The sequence below is a fragment of the Streptomyces sp. NBC_00158 genome (genome assembly GCF_045160885.1).
In the GTDB taxonomy this organism is placed as follows: Bacteria; Actinomycetota; Actinomycetes; order Streptomycetales; family Streptomycetaceae; genus Streptomyces.
Window position 1 is genome coordinate 242,193 of the sequence record NZ_CP108162.1, and the last position, 19,628, is coordinate 261,820.

The following is a 19,628-nucleotide window of genomic DNA, read 5'->3' on the forward strand; positions in this document are numbered from 1 at the left end:
GCCGTGCGCAACCAGTCGCGCCCCGGGGCGTTGGTCAGTTCATGCGCCCCCTCCCCCCTCACCCCCTCAAGCGCCGCATCGCGCGCGGCCTCGCGTTCGTCGCGGCCGCCGCCGCCATGGGCCTGGGCCTTGGCCCTGCCTCAGCCGCTCCGCTCCCCGACTCTCCCGTCCTCGACCGGGACTTCGCCGACCCGGACGTCGTCAAGGTCGGCGGCACGTACCACGCGTACGCCACCAACGGCGACGGCAAGCACATCCAGCACGCCACCTCCCGCGACCTGAAGCGGTGGAAGGCCGACAGCCGTGACGTCCTGCCCGTGCTCGGCGGCTGGGCGGCGCCCCGGCGCGACCTGGTGTGGGCGCCGGAGGTGTTCGCCACCGGCGACGGCTTCGCCATGCACTACACGGCGCACGACCGGGCGAGCGACAGGCAGTGCATCGGCGTCGCCCTGTCCTCCTCACCCGACGGGCCGTTCCGGCCGGTCGGGGACGGGCCGCTGGTGTGCCCGGCCGCCGAGGGCGGCGCGATCGACGCGTCGAGCTACACCGAGGGCGGACAGCGCTACCTGCTGTGGAAGAACGACGGCAACTGCTGCGGTACGGACACCTGGCTGCACCTGCAGCCCGTCACGTGGGACGGCACCCGCACCACCGGCGACCCGGTCAGGCTGATCAGGCTGATCAGGCAGGACCCCACCGGGGAAGACGGCGTGGTGGAGGCCCCCACCCTCGTCAAGCGCGCGGGACAGTACGTGCTGTTCTACTCGGCCGGCGACTACCGCGGCGACCACTACCGGACCGGCTACGCGGTGGCGCGGACCCTGACCGGCCCGTACACCAAGGCGGCCAAGCCGCTGATGACGACGGAGACCCTCTCCGGCGCGGTGCACGGCCCCGGCGGGCAGGACGTGGTGACCGGCCCCGACGGCCGGGACCGCATCGTCTTCCACGGCTGGCTCGCCGACCCGCGCCGGCGGGTGATGTACACGGCCGGCCTGGGGTTCGCGAACGGCTACCCCGTCGTGCGCGGCAGCAAGGTCCTCTACCAGGCGGAGAACGCCCTCGTGCACCACGCGGCCGTCCGGGACGCGCCGTCCGCCTCCGACGGCAGGGCGGTCGGCGGCATCGGCCATGCCGACAGCCACGTCGAGTTCACGGTCTTCACGGCGGCGGCGGGGGAACACCGGCTGTCGGTGTGGTTCGGCAACGGCTCCCAGGACGGAGCGGGCTCCCCGGTGGAGGCCACGCACGGCCTCACGGTCAACGGCAGGACAGCGGGCACCGTCCGCTACCGGCACACCGGCTGGGACAGGTGGTCGGTGGTGGACACCGCTCTCGCCCTGAAGGAGGGCTGGAACACGATCCGCCTGTCCAAGGGCGAGTACTACGCCGAGCTGGACGGCGTGGAGGTGGCCTGACCCCGGCGGCGCCGGCCGGGCGCGGCCCCGATTCCTTATTGCGAGTCGCTCGCAACAAGGGCAGGCTGTGCGGTGCCAGGACGATCACTCACCCGGAAAGGGGACGTGCCTGATGGGCACCTCCGTGCTTCCCGACCTCCCCCACGCCCAGGACGCCACGGCCGGGGCCGTGCACGCGTGGGTCCACGGCTGGACCGTCTCGCGCGGCGCCGCCGACCCCGTCCCCACCCCCTGGGGCTTCACCATCGACGTCGGCCTCCCCGGGCACGTAGTGCGCCACGTACTGCCGACCGCCGACGAGGCGGCCGTCCGCAAGATCACCGAGAACCCGGCCGCCCCCGGCACGTGGGTGAAGGCACCCGCGCCGCCGGAGGAGTTCGAGTCCTGGCTGGGTCCCGGCTGGTCCCTGGCCGGCGGACCCGGCTTCCTGATGACCGCCCCGCCGCACGCCGCCCGGGCCGGGGCCGGCCCGGCGATAGCCGCCGGCTACCGGCTGGACACCTGGACCCGGGGCGGCGTCGCCCGCGCCCTGGTCCGCACCGCCGAGGGAGCCTTCGCCGCACGCGGCCAGGCCGGCATCGCCGGCCCCGCCTTCGCCGTCGACCAGGTCGAAACCGACCCCGCCCACCAACGCCGCGGCCTGGGCCGCGTGGTGATGCACGCCCTCGCCGCCGGTCAGGGTGCCCGGGAGGGCGTACTGGTGGCGACCCCGGAGGGACGGGCCCTGTACGAGAGGATGGGCTGGCAGCTCCTGGCCCCGCTGACCGGCGCCGTACGCAACTGAGCCCGGCGGCTCACAGTCCCCGAACGGCCTCGGCCGGGTCGGAGCCGTGGGAAGCCCAGCCCCGCCGTGCTCCTCGGCTGTGGGAACGGGCCGCCGCCGGACGGGAATTCGCGCGCTTATAGCATGAGTTCATGGGACCTCTGAAGCCGAACCTCATAGACCTCCTGGTCGCCCTGCTCTGCTTCACGGCAGTCTTCGCCGTCATGGCGAAGGTCCTGCTCCCGCGGATCGGGAAGGCGCTCATGGCGCGTGAGGACGCCATCGGGGGCGTGATGGAGCGGTGCGAGGACAGGCGCCTGGAGGCGCAGTACGTGCTGGGCGTGTACCAGGCCGAGTTGGCCGCAGCCCGGCGCGACGCCTCGCGGATCCGCCAGACCGCCCTGGAGGAGGGTGCGGCGCTGCTCGCCGCCGTCCGCGCGGAGGGGGTGCGGGCGCGCGAGGAACTGGCCGCGGCTTCCGCCGTACAGCTGGAGGCGGACCGGGTCGTCGCCGAGGCCGAGCTGCGCGAGGACGTGCTCGGGCTGGCCACCGAACTCGCCGGCCGCATCCTGGGCGAGCCGCTCACCGACGCCGACCGCAACCGTTCCGTCGCCGAGGCGTTCTTCGCAGAGGTGGACGCGCGGACCGCCGCCGCCGAGTAGGAAGAGGGAGGTGTGACGGGGTGGGCTTCCAGTACTGCTGGCGCGGCAGCCGCTACCCGGGGGAGCCCGTCGAGGACCTGTGGCTCGCGGTCGGCAGGGATACGGACGGTACGGACGCCGCCTGGTGGTTCGACGCGTACTCCGTCGGGCGCACGACGCTGGCCGGTGGCGCGCCGCTGGCGGCCGCGTTCGCCCGGTGGCTGCTGGCCGAAGCGCCCCGAGGCCGGTACGAGGAGGAGTTCGTACTGGTCGACGACGAGCCGCAGAGCGGATCGGCCCGGCTCGCGGACGGGACGCGGCTCACCGTCGAGGTGCTGCTGGGCCGTGAGGAAGCGGGCGGCCCCGAGTACCTCCAGATCCTCCTGTACGGCGAGGTCGGCGGCCGCGCCTTCGAGGTGTGCGCGCCGTTGCTGTGCCCGGGGGTGGTCCGCGCCGACCTCGACGCCGCCGCGGCTCGGCTCCTCAATGACGCGGAACGGGTGTGAGGGCGGCCGGAAAGCGCGTGTTCCTCCCCCGTTCCCGGTGCGACACCCGCGTGTTGATCATTTGCGGGGGAGCACGCCATGACCATCTGCACCAGACCGCTGACGACGTACGGCCTGGCGGTGCTCACCGCGGCCGTCGCCCTGACGGGTTGCGGATCCGCCGAGCCGAAGGACGGCTCGTCCGCCTCCCCCTCTCCCGCCGGGGCCCCCGCCCCGCGCACGACGCCCCGGGGCGGGGCGAAGCGGCGCGGCCGCCGTGGGTACGGCTTCAGCGGACGTGGTTCTTGAGGACGTCCGTGTCGTCCAGGGTGATGCCCACCGGCTCCGGGATCCGTACCGTGTCGCCGAAGAAGAACGTCCGGGTGTGGTACCTGCCGTTGACCGGGTCGGAGTGGAGGACCAGGGAGCCGTTGTCGCGGTCGATGAGGAGGTAGACCGGGATCTCCTGTTCCGCGTAGGCGCGCGGTTTGTCCTGGCGGTCCCGCTGGTCGGTCTTCGCGTCGTACGAGGTGACTTCGAGGACCATGACGACGCCGTCCGCCGCCGCCCACTCCCCCTGGCCCGCGAAGTAGCCCTTGGGGGCGAGGACGCCGTCCGGGCGGGCGTTGCCGTTGCCGTACGTCTCGACGCGCAGGCCCTGCTCCGGGTACAGGCGCAGGTCGGGGCGCTGGTGCATGCAGTGCTCCAGCAGCCACATGATGATCTCGCCGTGGTCGCCGTCGGGCACGGGCTTGACTCCCAGTTCTCCGTTGATGAGTTCGAGCTTGACGTCGTGCTGTGCGGCGGCTTCCGCGATGGCCTCGAAGGCCTCGCGGCTCATCTGCGGCCAGTCTCGTGTGATCACGGTGTCCTCCCGGTAGGGCCCCTGCCAGGGTATCCAGCCGCCGCCGGCGGCGGCACGTGGCGTACGTACGCGCGCACGGGCAGGCCGGCCGCCGACGGCGGCCGGCCCCTGGGCTCAGCCCGTCACCGCCCCGCTTCCGTGCAGCGGTACCCGCTGGCCTGGAGGGTGAACATGGCGGCGTAGTCGCCGTCCAGGGCCATCAGCTCCTCGTGGGAGCCGGACTCCACGATGCGGCCGCCGTCGAAGACGAGGATCCGGTCGCAGTCGACGACGCTGGCGAGCCGGTGGGAGATCAGCACCGTGATCTGGTCCTGCCGCAGCCGGCCGCGCAGCACCGCCTCGTACACGGCGTGCTCGGACGGCGGGTCCATGCTCGCCGTCGGCTCGTCCAGGAGCAGCAGCACCGCCTCCTGGTACAGGCCGCGCCCGACCGCGATCTTCGCCCACTGTCCGCCGGAGAGCTGCTGTCCGCCCTTGAACCGCTTCGACAGCAGCGCGTTCCACTGGCCGGGCAGCGCGGCGATGACCGCGTCGGCGCCCGCTGCCCGTACGGCGGCCATGGCGCGACGGGGGTCGGCCTCGGTGAGCGTGCCGGCGCCGGCGGTGATGTTCGACAGGGCGCTGAAGGGGAACCGGACGGGGTCCTGGAGCACGCAGGCGACCCGCTGGTGCACCGACCGGGCGTCCATCTCGCGTACGTCGACGCCGTCCCAGCTGACGCTGCCCCGCTGGGCCTCGTACAGGCCGGCCAGCAGCTTGGCGCAGGTCGACTTCCCCGAGCCGTTGAGGCCGACGAAGGCCACCGTCTCGCCGGCGCGGAGGGTGAAGGAGACTCCGTCGAGGGCGGGCGCGTCCTTGCCGGGGTAGGTGAAGTGGACGTCGCGGACGGTGATTTCCCCGACCCGGTCGGGCGCCCGCACCCCGCAGGCGCGGGGCAGGAGGCGGCGGCACCGTTCCTGGACGGCGAGGAGGTCGTCGACCCAGAGGGCGTGCTCGTAGACGAGGTGGGCGACCTCGATGAGCCGGGTGAGGGAGGACTGGCCGGCCTGGATGGCCAGGACGGCGCCGACGCCCGCGGCCAGGGGCAGCCAGCCGGCGATCAGCATGGCCGCCAGGGCGGCGTAGGTGATGCCGGTGCCGGTCCCGCCGACCGCCCGCCCGGCGAGGCCCAGCAGGGCGGAGTTCACGCCGAGGCGGGTGTCCTCCTCGGCGATCCTGGTGGTCAGGCGGCGGTGTTCGTCGAGCAGGGCGCCCTGGGCGGTGTCGGAGCGCAGCTCCGCGGCCGCGTCCACGTCGAGCAGCAGCCACGAGAAGACGCGGACGCGGCGTTGCAGTGCGTTCCAGCGCTTGAACGAGCGGAACCGGGCCCGCGCGCTGTTCACGGCGGCCACGCCCACCGGCAGGACGGACAGCAGCAGCAGCGGGAGGAGGAGCGGGTGGAGGACGCCGAGCACGCCGGCGGTGCCGACGAGTCCGAGTGCCGCGGCGGCGAGGGAGACGACCTGCCCGACGATCATGCGGGCGTAGAAGAGCCCGCGGTCGTTGGCGCGGTACACCTCGTCGTGCCAGTCGGCGTCCTCGACGGCTTCGAGGCGCACGTGGGCGGTGAGGTGGAGGAACTCGCATTCCAGCGCGGTGCGGATCTTGGGTGTGACGCGTGCCTGGGCCACGGCCACGGCGGCTTCCATCAGGGCGCGGGCGGAGAGGAAGCCGGCCACGAGGACGATCTCGGGGACGGCGGCGCGGACCCGGTCGGGGGTCGGGCCCTCCGCGAACAGGTGCTGGAGGACCCTGACGGAGGCGATCAGGCCGAAGGCCGTCATGGCGGCGGAGGCCGGCTGGCAGACGGCGACGGCGAGGGTGGCCCGGCGGTCCGCCCGCCAGGCGAGCCGGCCGATGAGGGCGGTGATCCGGGGGAGGCGGAAGAGCACTTGGCGGACGGTGGCGCTCGCGGCGGCGCCGTCGTGGACGGACCAGTACGCCTCTTCCAGCCCGTCGGTCATGTCGCCGTCCTCGGGGCCGGCGGGCACCTCGGCCGGGGGCGGGGGCAGGGGCGGGGCCGGGGGCTTGGAGGCGGAGCGGGGGCCGGGCACGGTGTGGGCGGCCGCGGCTTCGGTGGGCTCGCTCATGCCGCCCACCTCGTGTCCGGTCGTACGGAGCGGCGGGCGCGGATGCCGGGCGGACCCGGTGGGGCGGGGCGGGCGGCGGGGGAGGTCCGCCGCCGCTGTTCGAATCCGAGGCGGCAGGGGGCGGGGGCGGGTTCGGAATGCACGGTGTCCTCCGTCTGGGCGGCCGGTTGGCACTGGTGCTCCAAGAACGCCCCGGTTCTACGCCCGTAACGGCCCCGGAAGGGCGAATCCGTCGAACGTGAATGCGCACCCGGCGCACGGGCCAGCAGCCGCCTGCCCACCCGCCGTTGAACCCACACGTTCGAGTGGTCGCCGCCCGCGCGGCACCCGATCAGGGGCTTGCGCGCCCCGCCGCCGGGACCCGGTCAGGGGCGGGACGGGGAGGGGATGAGGGCGAGCTCCCGGGCCGTGAGGGGCGGGCCGGTCAGGGGCGGGCGCAGTGGGCCGCGCAGGGCGCCCAGGAGTACGCGCGGTTTGACGAGGGTGGTCAGGGGGGCCTGGAGGGAGGTGACGTCGAAGAAGTCCTTGGCCATGGTGAAGCTGCCGCAGGAGGTGTTCAGCAGGCGGTAGGTGTAGCCGGACAGCAGCCTGTCCTTGCGCGTCGGGGCGTGGTGGGCACTGCCCTGGGCGCCCGTGTAGAACACGTCGTGTCCGAGCGCCAGGTCCCAGGCCGCCGCGACCGGTCCGGCGACGGCCTTCTGGACCCGTCGTGCCAGGCGGGGGGCGTCGATTCCGTGGGCCGACGCGAGGTCGCGGAGCAGCAGCGCGGCCTGGGCGGCCACGGACATGGCGTGCCCGTAGATGGGGTTGAACGCGGCCAGGGCGTCGCCGAGCACGACGAACCGCTCCGGCCAGCTCCCGACGTCCTCGAAGTGGCGGCGGACGTTGCGCGTGCTGCGGCTGACCGTGACGTCGGTCAGCGGCTCCAGGCCGGAGATGATCTCGCCGACGAGGGGGTGGCGCAGTCCGCGGGCGAACGGCTCGAAGTCCTCGTTCCTCGCGGTGGGTTCGCCCCCTCTGGTTCCGGCCGTGGTGACGATCCACCGGCCGTGCTCGATGGGGAGGATGCTGGCGCTCTGCCCGGGGCGTGCCGTGCGGGGGTCGGACTGGACGACGACCATGGGGAAGCCGGCCGTTCCCGCGGGTGCGCGGAAGACTCGGCTGGCGTAGGTGAGGCCGAGGTCCAGGGAGCGTTCGGGCGCGGGTGCGACTCCCAGTTCCGCCAGGTGCCGGGGGGCCCTCGAACCGCGCCCGCTGGCGTCGACGACGAAGTCCGCCTCCAGGACCGCTTCCCGCCCGTCGGCCGCGCGGGTCCGGACGCCGGTGACGCGGCGGGCGGTGCCGGTGAGGCCTTCGACGCGGGTGCGCTGGAGGACGGTCACCTTCGGGTCGGCCAGCACGAGGTCGCGTACGGCGTGGTCCAGCAGGTCGCGGCTGCAGGCGATCAGGAAGGCGGTCTCGGTGTTCCAGCGGCGGAGCCAGCCCTCGGGGGTGTAGCCGACCATGCCGGTGGGGATCGGGATGCGGTTCGCACCGGCGGACATCCACCGGTCGGTGACGCCGGGGAGGAGGGCTTCGGCGGCGTGCACGCCGGTGCACCAGAACATGTGGGCGTGGCTCGCCTGGGGAAGTCCCTTGCGGGGGCCCGGGCCGGCCGGCAGTTCGTCGTTCTCGACCACGAGGACCTCGTCCACCGCTCCACGGAGCGCGGCGGCCGCCAGGGTTCCGGCCAGGCTGCCGCCGATGACGACGGCCCGGCGGCGTACCGCGGGCGCGGGGGTGTGGGTGGGGTGGGGCATCTGGCTGCTCTCTCGTGGGCCGCCGGCGGACGGCGGCATGGCCGGAGGAAAGGGGGCCGCGGGGCCGGGACATGGCCCGGTGGGCGGGGGCCGGTGGGCGCTGTGCCGACGGGTGTTGCGCCGACGGGTGTTGCGCCGACGGGCCGGTCAGTCAGCCATCCGCACGGCCCAGGGGTGTCGGCGGGGTGTCGCCGTGCGGTCCGACCAGGTCGGGGGTCCCCGGGAAGGACGACGGCCGGCCGGGTTCCCGGCCGGGGGTCTGGTCGAGCACGGTGAGGACGCGCAGCACGTCCGAGAGCCGGACCAGCTGTTCGTCGTCCAGGGCGTGCACGTCCCCGGCGCCGCACTCCCCCTGGCCGGGCCGGGTACCGCGGAGGGCGTCGAACGCGGCGACCACCATGGCGACGTGGCGTTCGGCCTCCGGTTCCGGTCCGCCGGGGAGCGCGTCCGCCCGTCCGCCGTCCGGTGCGGGGCAGCCGAGGCGTGGCGCGAGCACCCGGAGTCCGTCGCGGATGTCGCAGGTCCGGCGGAGCTGGCGTTTGCCGAGCGAGGACCACCAGGGGATGCGCACCAGCTCGTACGGGGTCACCGCCCGCATGGTCAGCCACAGCGGGCGCAGGCGCCGGTACTGGGACCACCGGCGGTACAGGCCCGTCGCCGCCTGGCTCGCGGAGGGCAGGGCGAGGCCGACGCACTGGAGGAGCGAGGCCAGGGAGGACACGGTCGGGGCGACGGTGGTGCTGACGCCGTCCCAGTCGTGGCCGGCCCATCGCGCGCCGACGGCCAGGAGCTTGCAGGCGACGTATCCCAGGCTCAGTACCGAGCCGGTCACGATGAGGAGCAGTCCGACGCGCAGGAGGCCCGGGATCTCCCGGGACCAGCGCCAGCACAGACGGGCCAGGACCAGGTTCGCCAGCCCGTACGACAGCACGCAGAGGACGACCATCTCCCGGAGGAAAGGGGTGGTGGCGTAGTAGGTGTCGAAGTCCAGACGGCGTTCGACGGGTGCGTCTCCGTAGGCGAACAGCGTGAACTGTGCCGCGATCACCACTCCGTAGACGCCGACGCACCAGCGTGTGGCGGTCCGGCGCCGGGCCTCCGGGCCCCCGCGCCAGATGATGGTGAGGTTGATCAGGGCCGCGCTGGCGGCGGTGACGATGCCGTAGACCAGCGGGACCGAGAAGTTGGGGATGCCGGTGACCGCGTTCACCTGGGAGATCGTCGGCGGCGCCGCGAAGAAGAAGACGGCGGCGCCCAGCGGCAGGAGCAGGGACACCGAGCGGACGAGGGGGTCGCGCCAGTGCCTGACGAGCCTGGGCAGCCTGAGGGCGAAGGCCGCGGAGAGGACGCCGACGAGGAGGTAGAAGTACACGGTGGTCATGCGTACTCCCCCTCCGGGGCGGGGCTGCGCGGTTCCGTGGGGAGGAGCCGCTCCAGCGCGCGCGAGAGCCTTACGAGATCGCTCCTGCCGCCGGGTTCCGGCTGGAGCTCCTTGAAGGACGCGACGACGCGGCCCTCGGGGTCGGCGCGCAGCGCGTCGACCGCGGCGATGACCATGAGCGCGTCCGCTTCGGCGGCGGCGTCCTCGTCGGTGGCGCCGCCGGCCGGCGCGTCGGCGAGTGCGTCGGCGAGTGCGCGGGCCCTCAGGTCGAAGTCGAAGTAGGGGTTGAGGGTGAGCAGTCCGTCGTGGATGCCCGCTTCGCGGTGCAGTCGGCGTACGCCCACGGTGGCGAACAGGGGCATCCTGACCACTGCCACGGCCGGCGTCAGCCCGTGGAGCAGGCGTGAGAGGGTGCCCAGCCTCCGGTACCGGGTCCAGTCCCTCCAGGGTTCCTCGAAGCGCTGCACGATGAGGGGGACGCCGAATCCGAGGAGGATGGAGCAGAAGGAGGCCGCGGCGAAGGGCGGTGCCGCCTTCGTGCTCAGGACGTCCCAGTCCGCTCCGGCCCATCGGGCGCCCACGGCCGCGAACTTGCACAGGTCGAAGCCGAGGGCGAGGGTGCAGCCTGCGATCATGAGGCCCAGGCCCGCGCGGAGCTCCCGGGACACGGCGCTCAGCCAGCGCCGGCCCAGGGAGGCCATGAGCACCGCCGCGGCGGAGTGGCCCACCAGGTAGAGCACGATCATTTCGCGCATGTACGGCGTGTTGGCGTAGTAGGTGTCCAGGTCCTGGAGCCGTTCGACGGGCGCCTCCCCGAGGGCGAAGAGCACGTACATCGCGGCGGCCAGGCCCGCGTACGTCGCCGCGCACCAGCGCGTGGCCCGGCGGATGCGGACCGGCGGGCCCCCTCGCCAGTTGATGATCAGGATGATGCCGGATCCGCAGCAGGCCATCAGGACCGAGTAGAGGAGGGGCGCGGCGAAGTTCGGCACGCCCGTCGTCTCGTTGACCTTGACGATCATGGAGGGCGCCCCGAAGTACAGGACGCCCGTGGCCGTCAGCAGGTACGCCGCCACGGACCGCAGGAGGGGGTCGCGGGCGTTCCTGCGCAGGCTGGGGAGCCGTACGAGCACGGCCAGGGTGCCCAGTGCGGCGGGAACGAGGAAGGCGGGATCGGACACGTGTCAGCCCCGTACGCCGGTCCGGCCCAGCGCGGCCGCGATACGGCCGGACGGGGTGCCGCGGTCGTGTGCGGGGGCGCCGGGAGCCGCCAGCAGGTGCCGGACGGCGTGGGCCAGTTCCAGGCCGTACCGCTCCGCGGCCCGCTCCTGTGCCTCGTGCTGCCTGGTGGCTTCGGGGTCCTCCTCCGGGAGGTCGGGACCGTGGCGTCCGGCGACGGCCAGGGCCGACTCCACGACCTGTTGTAAGTCGGTGTCGTGGCCCAGCAGCCGGGCGGCCGCGGAGCCCTCGGCCGTGTGGTCGTGGCAGTGGCCCAGTTCCAGGTGGCGCAGCTCGTGCCCGGTGATGACGATCTGGTGCTCCGCCACGGTCTTCCGTTCCACGATGACGAGGTCCCGGTCCCCGATGTTCAGGGCGAGACCGCTGACCGTGCCCGGCGGGAAGGACGTGGTGTGGAAATCGATCTTCCGCTTTCGGCGCTCCCCCATGGCGTCGCACAGCGCACGGCAGACCACCTCTGCCGGGACCGGGAATTCGAGATGGCCGATCCCGTCCACGAGGGCGCCGATGGACTGCCGCATCTCCCGCTGCCTGAACACGTGTCTCTCCCCTGACCCCGTTCCGCCGGGGGCGGGAGTTCGCGCCCCTGCGGATTCCGTGCGACCTGCCGGTACCGCCCCCGCACAGCGGCCGGTCGCTTCACCTGCCCATCGCGCCACGACCGGTGCGGGGCAGCGCCCCCCGAGTCCCCTGGCGCGCACGGAACAGCACGTCTCAGTACCCATCGCCGGCCGGCTCCTGCCGTCCCGCGGACTCCCCTTCGGCCGCGCGCTCCTCCATGTAGTTGTCGAGCCATTCGAGCAGCTTGGTGCGGCCCTGGTCGGGCAGCAGGGCCGCGCGCAGCGCGATGCCGTCGACGCCGTGCCGCTCGTACAGGCTCGGGCGGCCGGTGCCGGCCGCGGCCGGCGCCGCGGCGAGCGCGCCGCGCTCGCTGTGTTCCCGGTGCTCCTGGAGGAGCGACTTCTCCGTGACGGCCAGCGCGCAGCTCAGGGCTTCGGTGTCCTCCGACTGGAGGAAGCCGGCCGGGCGCCCGAAGAACCGCTCCAGGCGCGCGCAGTGGTCCATCGTGGGCCTGCGGTCCCCGCCGAGCAGTGCCTGCACCTGCTGCCGGGAGATGCCGCTCTGCCGGGCGATCTCGCCGTGCGAGAACCGCCGGCCGTTCTCCTTGAGGCAGGTGCCGTGGAGGAGGTCCAGCCGCTGCCGGAACCGCTCGTGGATGTCCGGCTCACCGGCCGGACGCCCCTGGAGGAGCTCTCGTACGACGTCGAGGGGGACCCCGGAGAGGCGGTGCAGCTCCTCGGGAACGAGCACCTCGTCACGGCCGCGGCCGAGCTTGGCCCCCAGGTCGACGACCCTCGCCACCGCCTCCGCCAACTGCGCGGCTGTCACCGCCGATGCGGAGAAGGCTTCTGTCACCGGCTGGTCTCCCGAGGTCGCGCAGAACGGATCACCCCGTTCCCCCGGGGAGGCAGGGCCGCTGGAGAGGCAGCCGCAACGCCGATGCTGCCACAGTGGTGGCAGGTGCTCCATAGATCTCCGGCCAAACTGCCACAGCGGTGGCAGGATGTCGGCGGTCTCCCGCGCGGCACCTCACCGGCCGGATCCGTGTGAGGATCTGCCGTGGACACCAGCAGGAACACCCCGGCACCCGAACCCACCCCGACGGGCACCCCGGCACCCGCGGGCACCCCGGCCCCCGCACCCACCCTCACGGAACGCCGGTCGCCCTGGGTCGTCTTCACCCGCGCCGACGATCCGTGGGTCACGGCCGCGGCGGCCGGACTCCGGGGACGGGGCGGCCGCGTGTTCCGGCTGGACGGCCGGGAGATGCCGGACGCCGCCTCGCTGTTCACGGTCTTCGCCCGGGCGCTGTCCTTCCCCGGCTACTTCGGACGGAACTGGCACGCCCTGGTGGACTGCCTGCACGACTGGCACGGCCACGGGGCCGACAGCAAGGACGTCGCCGTCCTGATCGACAACGCCGACGCGCTGCTCGACGCCGAGTTCACGGGTCCCTTCGTGTCCTCGCTCTGCCAGGCCGCCTGGCGGGCCAACCTCCAGCTGGACGCCGACGGTATCCCGCACGAAGACGAGCCGCCGTTCACGCTCCACTTCGTCTTCCTCCTCGGACACGTTCCGCCCGCCGCCTTCGCCCCGGCCGTGGCACAGGGCATGGACGTACGCGTGGCCCTGGAGGACGGCCGGCTCACCGCCACCCTCACCGGCGACGACTGGCCCGAAACGGCGGCTGTCAGTGCCGCCTGGCACCATCCCTGAGCACCCCCACTTCAAGGAGCTCCATGGGTACCTGGGACGTCGGCCCCTTCGACAACGACACCGCGGCGGACTTCTGCGGCTCCCTCGACGAGGCCACCGAGGCGGAGCGGCCCGGCCTCGTGCGGGGCGCGCTCGTCCACGCCCTCGACGCCGAGGACCCCCTCGACCAGCACCTCGCGGTCGAAGCGGTGGCGGCGGCGGCGCTCGTCGCCGCGCAGTGTCCCGGAGGGCGGCCCGTCACCAGCCCGTTCGGGCCCGACCTGCCCGTCCCGGAGCTCCCGGCCGGCCTGCGGGAGCTCGCCGTCCGCGCCCTGCGCCGCGTCGCGGCCGAGCCGTCCGAGCTGCGCGAACTCTGGGCCGACACTGACAAGTACCCGTACTGGCTGCGCAGCCTGGACCTCCTCCTCCGGGTGCTGACCTTCCCCGACCCGCAGCCGGTGGCCCGTTCCTGGGCCCGGATCGACGCCTGGACGCGTCGGCACGCCCCCGCCTCGTACGCCCTGCTCGCGCCGCCGGCGGACCCCGCCGAGGTCGAGGCCGCGCAGACGGCGATGGGGCTCCGCTTCCCCGCCGACCTGCTGGAGTCGCTGGCCTGCCACGACGGGATCACCAAGTGGGCCAACCTGCTCCCCGACCAGCCGCCCGTGTCCGTCGCGGGGATGCTCGACCACTGGCGGATGTGCGTCGAGATCGCCGGTGACGACCCCGACCTGACGGAGCCCCACGGGGACGACGAGGACGACGAGCCCTGGTGGCACCCGCAGTGGATCCCCTGGGCGCAGAGCGACGGCGACTCCCAGGTCATCGACATGCGCGAAGGGCCCGGCCGGGGCCGCCTGGGCAGCGCGCCGCACGCCGACACCCCCACCTTCCACGACGGCTGGCCCTCCCTGGCGGTGTACCTGACCGCGGTCGCCGACGTACTCGACCACGGCGGGGAAGCGGACGACATGGTTCCCTACCTCACCCTGGAGGGAGAGCTGTGGTGGGACTTCCCGGGCGAGACGGAGCTGAACGGCGACCCGCTCACCCCCGCCCCCACGACGAACGGCACCCCGGCCGGCTAGCCGCTAACCGGCGTCGGCCTCGGGCACTTCCGGCCGCGCCGGGTTCCAGAGCCGGTCGGCCTCGCCGCGGGCGATGTGCTCCTCGTAGATCCGCACCTTGTGCCGCATCACGTCCAGGGTCTCCCGCAACTCCCGGATCTGCGCCTCCACGTGGCCCTCGTGCCTGCGCAGCAGCTCCAGCCGCTCGTGTTCGTTGCCGGGGCCCTGCCGGGCGAGGTCGACGTACTGCCGGATCATCGGCAGCGGCATGCCGGAGGAGCGGAGCTTGGTGCACACCGCCAGCCACTCCACGTCCTCCTCGTGGTAGACGCGACGGCCGTTGGAGAGGCGGCGGACCGGGTTGGCGAACAGCCCCTCCCGCTCGTAGAAGCGCAGCGCGTGCACGCTCAGCCCGCTGCGCCGCGCCACCTCGCCGATGCTCAAGTCCATGAGTGACCCCCGTCACAGAGCTGTTGATCTAGACCCGACTCTAGCTCCTAGCGTCGGACCGAACAGCCGGGCAGTCGGGCAGTCGGGCAGTCGGGCAGTCGGGCAGTCGGGCAGTCGGGCGATCGAGTCATAGGAGAAGAGCATGGGCGTTTGGTTCGTCACCGGGGCATCGCGCGGTCTCGGCGCGGAGATCACCCGTGAGGCGCTGCGCCGGGGGCACGGCGTGATCGCCACGGCGAGGGACGTGTCGGCGCTGCTCAAGGCGTACCCGGAGAAGCCGGACGGCCTGCTGGCGGTTACCGCGGACGTGACCGAGCCGGAGCAGCTGGCGGCGGCGGTGGAGGCCGGACTCGCCGAGTTCGGCCGGATCGACGTCGTGGTCAACAACGCCGGGTACGGGCTCGTGGGCGCGATCGAGGAAACCTCCGACCGGGCCGCCCGGGACCTCTTCGACGTCAACGTGTTCGGCGTCCTCAACACGCTGCGGGCGACCCTTCCGACTCTGCGCGCCCAGCGGTCGGGGCACGTCGTGAACATCGGCTCCGTGGGCGGCTTCGCCACCGCCCCGGCCGTCGGCCTGTACGGCGCGTCGAAGTTCGCGCTGGAGGGCATCACGGAGGCGCTGCACGGCGAGCTCGCCCCGCTCGGCGTCCACGTCACGATCATCGAGCCGGGCGGCTTCCGCACCGACTTCCTCAGCGGCTCCAGCATCCACGTCGAACCGGCGGCCATCGCCGACTACGCCGTCGGCGCGGGACCGGTGCGCGAGGCGCTGGCCGCGAACGACGGGCTCCAGCCCGGCGACCCGGTGAAGGGCGCCAAGGCCATCGTCGACGTCACCGAGTCCGCCGAACCGCCGCTGCGCCTCCAGCTGGGCGCGGACGCGGTCGAACGCGTCGAGGCGAAGCTGGACCTCGTACGCCGTGAACTCGACCGGTGGCGCGACACGTCCCTCTCCACCGCCGTCTGAGAACCCGCCGCGCCCCTCGCTCCCCCTGCTCCCCCGCCTCACGATCAAGACGTTCTACGAAGCCGCTACGGGGGAGGCGGGCGCGGGGCGCCCGCCCGGCAGGGGCCGTGACCGCAGGTCGCCCGGCTCGCCGTCCCGCCGCCGGAACGGTCGCGGGGCCGCCGGGACGACGAAGGTCCTGCCCGGGCGGCCGAGTTCCGGGAAGCCTGTGCCTTCCGGCCAAGGTCCGCAGGCGTGCTGGTGGGCACCCGGCGCCACCCGTAGGTTCCCACCGGTGACCAGCGAGGCCACTCCGGCACGTCGGGAGGATCCACATGCATGCCCATCAGCGCGTCGCAGGTGCGTTGGCGGCCGCCCCCTCGGCAGCCGCCTCGACGGCGTCGCCGTCGGACCTCAGCTGTTCCGCCCGGCTGATCGTCGGCAACCCCCACAGGGGCGCGAGCATCACCTGCAGCGGATCGTCCTTCACCGGGGGTCATCGACTGCGAGCGGTACGACAACGGCTACCGCTACCGGCACTTCGGCAACCGCGCCCCGCCCGGCGGGACCTCGACCATCTGGTGCGACACCGACGCCAAGGTGATCCGGGCGGGCGGAACGCCGAGCTGACACCCGGGCCGGGGGGCGGGGGCCTTCACCCCTCCCCCTCCCGGAGCCCGAGCATGCGAAGGGCGTCGGCGGTCGGCGGCGACAGCATCGGGTCCCGCAGCTCCGCCACCGGGATCCAGCTCGCCGCATCGGTCGAACCGTCGACCTCGACCACGGTCGGCGCCCCCGCCCCGAGCTCGACGGCGTAGAACAGCGCGGTCAGGTTCCAGCTCACGCCCCGCCGCTCGGCCGCGTACGTCCGCGCGTCGAGCAGCCGGGCGGCGGCGAGTTCGAGTCCCGTCTCCTCCCGGAGTTCCCGGGCCAGGGTCTCCACGGGCTGCTCGCCCGGATCGATCCCCCCGCCCGGCAGGTGCCACAGCCCCGGCGCGAACACCGGCGAGGCCTCGGTCAGCCGGGCCAGGAGCAACCGGCCTTCCTCCACCGCGACGCCGTACACCGACACCCGAGTCCGCACGCGCACTTCCTCCGCCACGCCCCCCACTCCTCCCCTGCCGACGGCACGATGCGAAAACCCTAACCCCACCAAGATCGGCTACCGCAAGAGTCCGGGAAACGGCAGGGATCTCCGCATGCATCGCAGTGTCCGCAAGCAGGCCCGTGATCAAGCAGTGCCGGGCTGCATGCTCCCGCCTCGCCTAGTCTCGTCTCCCGGAAGCCGGACGGGGGTGGGCTAGGGGATGGGGATGGGGATGGAGCAGGTGGTGGTCGATGCCGTGGGGTACTCGGACGGGTGCCAGGACTGCGGTGCGCAGGCGCAGTGGTGTGGGGTCCAGGTCCTGGACGGCGGGCGGCTGCGGTGGGACACCGAATGCAGTTGCCCGGCCTGTGGGTTCGAGTTGGCGGTGTGCGGTGGGGTCCTGCCCGCCGCGATCCGGGACCGGCTGCTCGCCGAGCACGGGCCGGCCCGCCTGCGGGTGGGGCCGGGGGCGCGGAACGCGGAGGTGATGCGCGTGCTCCGGGCGGTGCTCGGCGTCGGCCTGGACGGGGTCGGGGCCCTGCTGGGCGAGGTCCTGGCGGGAACCCACTCGGGCACGCTGCCCGAGATGGAGCTCCTGGCCCGCCGGCTGCGTGCATCGGGCATCGACGCCGTCGCCGAGCGGGCGCGGCCCTCCTAGGCGGCCGGCCGGTCCGCGTCCCCGCGCAGTCTCCGCCAGGCGGCCAGGCGGCCAGGCGGCCAGGCCCAGCATCAGCCCCCACAGGACGAACAGCCCGTACCAGAACAGCCCCCAGGCGGCCTGCGGGTGGACGTCCTTCGCGGCGAAGGCGGGGGCCGAGACGACCCGGCCCGCGGCGAGCAGGCCCTGCATCGCGAAGTAGGTGAAGCCCCACAGGGTCATGCCGACCGAGGCGGTGAGGGACAGGGCGCAGAGCGTACGGCGCGGGAGCCGGCGTCCCCAGGGCCGGACCAGGGCGAGCGCGACGACGGCACCGCCCACGGCGACCGCGCCCATCACCCAGTACCCGATGGCGGCTTCCCAGGTCCCGTGCGGCGCGGAGGCGAAGTCCCCGGGGAACGTCGCGCCGATCCCGGCACCCCACCAGAAGTGCGGGGCCGCGTACGCGAGCGCCGCCCCCGCCGCCACGAGGCCCGGCCAGGCCCGCCCCGCTGCCGTCGTCTTCATGTCTTCCCCCGAGGTCCGGTTCCCGTACGGCACACCCACCGCGTCCCGCCTGGGAAAACTCTGCCCGTACCGCCCCCGGGGCGCGTCGGCCGCCGGGACCGGTCCGTCTCCCCCGCGGGGGGGGGAGAGAGACGCCCGCGGACGGTCGTGGTCATCCGTAGGGCGGGCCCGGCGCCCCTGCGGTACCGGGGGCGGGCGGGGCGCGGGATAATCAGGGGCATGGTCACGCCGTACTCCCCCACCACGGGCCCGTCCGCGGCCGAGGTGCTGCGCGCCCGGTACGCGGGCAGGCTGCCCGCCGCCCTCGACGAGCTCGCGGGGCCCGAGCACGGTGTGATCGAGCTGCCACTGCACGTCGCCTGGTCCGGGCTGCGCACCTACGACCTGGACCGGCCGCGCCTGCGGATGGGCCTGTACCGGACGGTCCTGGCCGAGGGGCAGCACGAGGACCTGGTCAAGCTCCTCAACCGCGATCTGCTCGCCGCCCAGTGGCCGGTCCTGCGCACGCTGGTCAGCCGGCACGTGCGGCAGGTCTGGGAGGACGCCTTCCCCGAGCTGGCCCCGCCGTCGGCCCCCGCGCCGACCTCCGAGCCCGTGTCCAGGCCCACGTCCGCGCCCGTGTCCGGGCCCACGGCGGCGTGAAGCTCAGCGGTCTCCACCGCCGCCTCCTGGACGCCGTGATCGACATCGGGTCCCCGTACCCCCTCGTCCTCGCCGGCGGGTACGCCGTCCAGGCCCACGGCCTGGTCGAACGCGTCAGCCAGGACCTCGACGTCGCCACCGAGAACCCCGCCCCCATGACCGACATCGCCGCCGGCCTGGAGCACGGCCTGACCGCGCGCGGCTGGCGCGTGGAGGTCATCGGGGTGGACCCGCTCTGCGCCCGCCTCGTGGTCACCGAACCCGCCACCGGCGAACGCTGCGAGGTCGACGTCCTCAAGGAGCACTTCTGGACCCCGCCGGCCCGGACCGAGTACGGGCCCGTCCTCGCCCTCGACTCCGTGATCGGTACGAAGGTCCGGGCCCTGGCCGACCGCGGCACCGCCCGCGACCTCGTCGACGTCCACGCGGCCTCCCGGCACCGCACCCGCGGCGAACTCGAACGGCTCGGCGAGCGCCACGGCCGTGACGAGTTCCGCCTCGCCGACCTCCGCGACCGGCTCGCGGGCGCGGAATGGACCGACGACGACGAGTTCACCGCCTACGGCCTCACCGCGGCCGGGACCGCCGCCCTCCGCGCGTGGGCCCTGGACTGGGCCACCGACCTCGACCGACGCCTCCACGGCGACGGGGCCTGAAGCGAAAACCCCTGGCGGCCGGGGCACCCACCGGGCGAAGCTCCGGTCGTGATCGAACGGGATGACGCGGTACGCATCGTCGAGGAAGAGCTGGAACGCGGCCATCGGGCGTGGCGGGTCACCGGCGGCAAGCGGTTCCCCCGCATGGTGGTCCTGCGCGTGGACGAGCACGAACTCGTCTGGAAGGTCTACGTCCAGTCCGAGGAGTACGCCCGGACCCGCGAACCCCGCTCGATGCTGGTGGGACACGGCCCGTACCTGGTCGACCGCGTCGACGGCGGCCTCCACCGCATCGGAGCGGTGTCCGAGGTCCAGGGTGCGTGGGAGGAGGACTACCGCGGCCGCATCCGCGGACTGCCGGTCCGCACCGCGTTGGACGACCTCCACGAAGAACTGCGGACGGAAGCGGCAGCGCCGGGCGGCAGCGCGGCTGCCGCCCGCGTCCTGTGCTGGAAGGTGGACGGCCTCTCGCCCGCCGACGCCCGTGCGTACGTGACCGGGCTGCTCGACGGTGACGTGCCGGCCCGGCTCCTGGCCGTCGCCCGGCAACAACTCGTGAAGCCGGTCAGCCGTGTCCTCGCCGTACGCTCCCGCGGTGTCGACGCGGATTTCTGAAGCGAATTGCTCCGGTCCGGT

General features: G+C 73.8%; 21 protein-coding genes and 2 pseudogenes. 12 read left to right on the forward strand and 11 right to left on the reverse strand.

The genetic code is table 11. The features are described 5' to 3' along the window. The first annotated feature begins 41 nt into the window (after positions 1-41). From OG553_RS36365 to OG553_RS36385, 5 genes are all read left to right on the forward strand, one after another. Positions 42-1,418, forward strand: coding sequence for a family 43 glycosylhydrolase (locus OG553_RS36365; protein ID WP_331728229.1), 1,377 nt, complete (start codon positions 42-44; stop codon positions 1,416-1,418). 112 nt (positions 1,419-1,530) lie between these two features. After that, positions 1,531-2,202: a GNAT family N-acetyltransferase gene (locus OG553_RS36370; RefSeq protein ID WP_331728232.1), complete on the forward strand. Its 672-nt coding sequence runs from the start codon at positions 1,531-1,533 to the stop codon at positions 2,200-2,202. Positions 2,203-2,333: 131 nt separating this feature from the next. Beyond that, on the forward strand, positions 2,334-2,843 hold the full coding sequence (locus tag OG553_RS36375; RefSeq protein ID WP_331728235.1) for a hypothetical protein: 510 nt from the start codon (positions 2,334-2,336) through the stop codon (positions 2,841-2,843). A gap of 20 nt (positions 2,844-2,863) precedes the next feature. Next, complete coding sequence (locus tag OG553_RS36380; protein WP_331728237.1) at positions 2,864-3,328, forward strand: hypothetical protein; 465 nt, start codon at positions 2,864-2,866, stop codon at positions 3,326-3,328. Positions 3,329-3,406: 78 nt separating this feature from the next. Further along, positions 3,407-3,616 (forward strand): hypothetical protein, encoded by a 210-nt coding sequence (locus tag OG553_RS36385; protein ID WP_405983248.1) that lies wholly within the window; start codon positions 3,407-3,409, stop codon positions 3,614-3,616. On the opposite strand, the gene OG553_RS36390 is transcribed toward OG553_RS36385, so the two are convergent. The 7 genes from OG553_RS36390 to OG553_RS36420 all read right to left on the reverse strand — a co-directional run bounded on the left by OG553_RS36390 (position 3,597) and on the right by OG553_RS36420 (position 12,136). Beyond that, positions 3,597-4,172 carry a Uma2 family endonuclease gene (locus tag OG553_RS36390; RefSeq protein WP_405983249.1) on the reverse strand — a complete coding sequence of 192 codons (576 nt, stop codon included), beginning with the start codon at positions 4,170-4,172 and terminating at the stop codon, positions 3,597-3,599. The two genes, OG553_RS36385 and OG553_RS36390, sit on opposite strands and share 20 nt — an antisense overlap. 122 nt (positions 4,173-4,294) lie before the next feature. Next, positions 4,295-6,301 (reverse strand): ATP-binding cassette domain-containing protein, encoded by a 2,007-nt coding sequence (locus tag OG553_RS36395; protein ID WP_331728243.1) that lies wholly within the window; start codon positions 6,299-6,301, stop codon positions 4,295-4,297. 365 nt (positions 6,302-6,666) lie between these two features. Further along, positions 6,667-8,100, reverse strand: a complete 1,434-nt coding sequence (locus tag OG553_RS36400; protein WP_331728245.1) for an FAD-dependent oxidoreductase — start codon at positions 8,098-8,100, stop codon at positions 6,667-6,669. Between the two features lie 151 nt (positions 8,101-8,251). After that, positions 8,252-9,481, reverse strand: coding sequence for an MAB_1171c family putative transporter (locus tag OG553_RS36405; protein WP_331728247.1), 1,230 nt, complete (start codon positions 9,479-9,481; stop codon positions 8,252-8,254). Further along, positions 9,478-10,662, reverse strand: coding sequence for an MAB_1171c family putative transporter (locus OG553_RS36410; RefSeq protein ID WP_331728249.1), 1,185 nt, complete (start codon positions 10,660-10,662; stop codon positions 9,478-9,480). Before OG553_RS36410 ends, OG553_RS36405 begins: the two co-directional genes overlap by 4 nt. A gap of 3 nt (positions 10,663-10,665) precedes the next feature. Then, a complete protein-coding gene (locus tag OG553_RS36415) occupies positions 10,666-11,259 on the reverse strand; it encodes a toxin-antitoxin system, toxin component (protein WP_405983250.1) in 594 nt (197 codons plus the stop codon). 175 nt (positions 11,260-11,434) lie between these two features. Further along, complete coding sequence (locus OG553_RS36420) at positions 11,435-12,136, reverse strand: helix-turn-helix transcriptional regulator (protein ID WP_331728253.1); 702 nt, start codon at positions 12,134-12,136, stop codon at positions 11,435-11,437. 204 nt (positions 12,137-12,340) lie between these two features. Between OG553_RS36420 and OG553_RS36425 the strand changes: the two genes are divergently transcribed. The 3 genes and pseudogenes from OG553_RS36425 to OG553_RS36435 form a co-directional block, all read left to right on the forward strand. Beyond that, positions 12,341-12,997 (forward strand): barstar family protein, encoded by a 657-nt coding sequence (locus tag OG553_RS36425; protein ID WP_331728255.1) that lies wholly within the window; start codon positions 12,341-12,343, stop codon positions 12,995-12,997. A 23-nt stretch (positions 12,998-13,020) separates the two neighbouring features. Beyond that, positions 13,021-13,434 (forward strand): annotated as a pseudogene (locus tag OG553_RS36430) (DUF4259 domain-containing protein); the annotation flags it as partial. Positions 13,435-13,521: 87 nt separating this feature from the next. Next, a pseudogene (locus tag OG553_RS36435) lies at positions 13,522-14,064 on the forward strand (SMI1/KNR4 family protein); the annotation flags it as partial. Positions 14,065-14,067: 3 nt separating this feature from the next. Here OG553_RS36435 and OG553_RS36440 read toward each other — a convergent pair. Further along, a complete protein-coding gene (locus OG553_RS36440) occupies positions 14,068-14,493 on the reverse strand; it encodes a MerR family transcriptional regulator (protein WP_331728257.1) in 426 nt (141 codons plus the stop codon). 142 nt (positions 14,494-14,635) lie between these two features. Here OG553_RS36440 and OG553_RS36445 point away from each other — a divergent pair, with 142 nt between their 5' ends. Continuing rightward, complete coding sequence (locus tag OG553_RS36445) at positions 14,636-15,463, forward strand: oxidoreductase (protein ID WP_331728259.1); 828 nt, start codon at positions 14,636-14,638, stop codon at positions 15,461-15,463. 325 nt (positions 15,464-15,788) lie between these two features. Here OG553_RS36445 and OG553_RS36450 read toward each other — a convergent pair whose 3' ends face one another. The 3 genes from OG553_RS36450 to OG553_RS36460 form a co-directional block, all read right to left on the reverse strand. Next, positions 15,789-15,932, reverse strand: coding sequence for a hypothetical protein (locus tag OG553_RS36450; RefSeq protein WP_331728261.1), 144 nt, complete (start codon positions 15,930-15,932; stop codon positions 15,789-15,791). A 165-nt stretch (positions 15,933-16,097) separates the two neighbouring features. Further along, positions 16,098-16,544: an NUDIX domain-containing protein gene (locus tag OG553_RS36455; protein WP_331728263.1), complete on the reverse strand. Its 447-nt coding sequence runs from the start codon at positions 16,542-16,544 to the stop codon at positions 16,098-16,100. Between the two features lie 163 nt (positions 16,545-16,707). Next, entirely contained in the window at positions 16,708-17,694 is a 987-nt protein-coding gene (locus tag OG553_RS36460) for a hypothetical protein (protein ID WP_331728265.1), read from the reverse strand. A gap of 219 nt (positions 17,695-17,913) precedes the next feature. Here OG553_RS36460 and OG553_RS36465 point away from each other — a divergent pair, with 219 nt between their 5' ends. From OG553_RS36465 to OG553_RS36475, 3 genes are read left to right on the forward strand one after another with little or no spacing between them, the layout of a single operon-like run. Then, positions 17,914-18,336, forward strand: a complete 423-nt coding sequence (locus tag OG553_RS36465) for a hypothetical protein (protein WP_331728267.1) — start codon at positions 17,914-17,916, stop codon at positions 18,334-18,336. Then, positions 18,333-18,992 (forward strand): nucleotidyl transferase AbiEii/AbiGii toxin family protein, encoded by a 660-nt coding sequence (locus OG553_RS36470; RefSeq protein ID WP_331728269.1) that lies wholly within the window; start codon positions 18,333-18,335, stop codon positions 18,990-18,992. The genes OG553_RS36465 and OG553_RS36470 overlap by 4 nt, the downstream gene beginning before the upstream one ends. 48 nt (positions 18,993-19,040) lie before the next feature. Beyond that, a complete protein-coding gene (locus OG553_RS36475) occupies positions 19,041-19,607 on the forward strand; it encodes a YrhB domain-containing protein (protein ID WP_331728270.1) in 567 nt (188 codons plus the stop codon). Positions 19,608-19,628 lie beyond the last annotated feature (21 nt).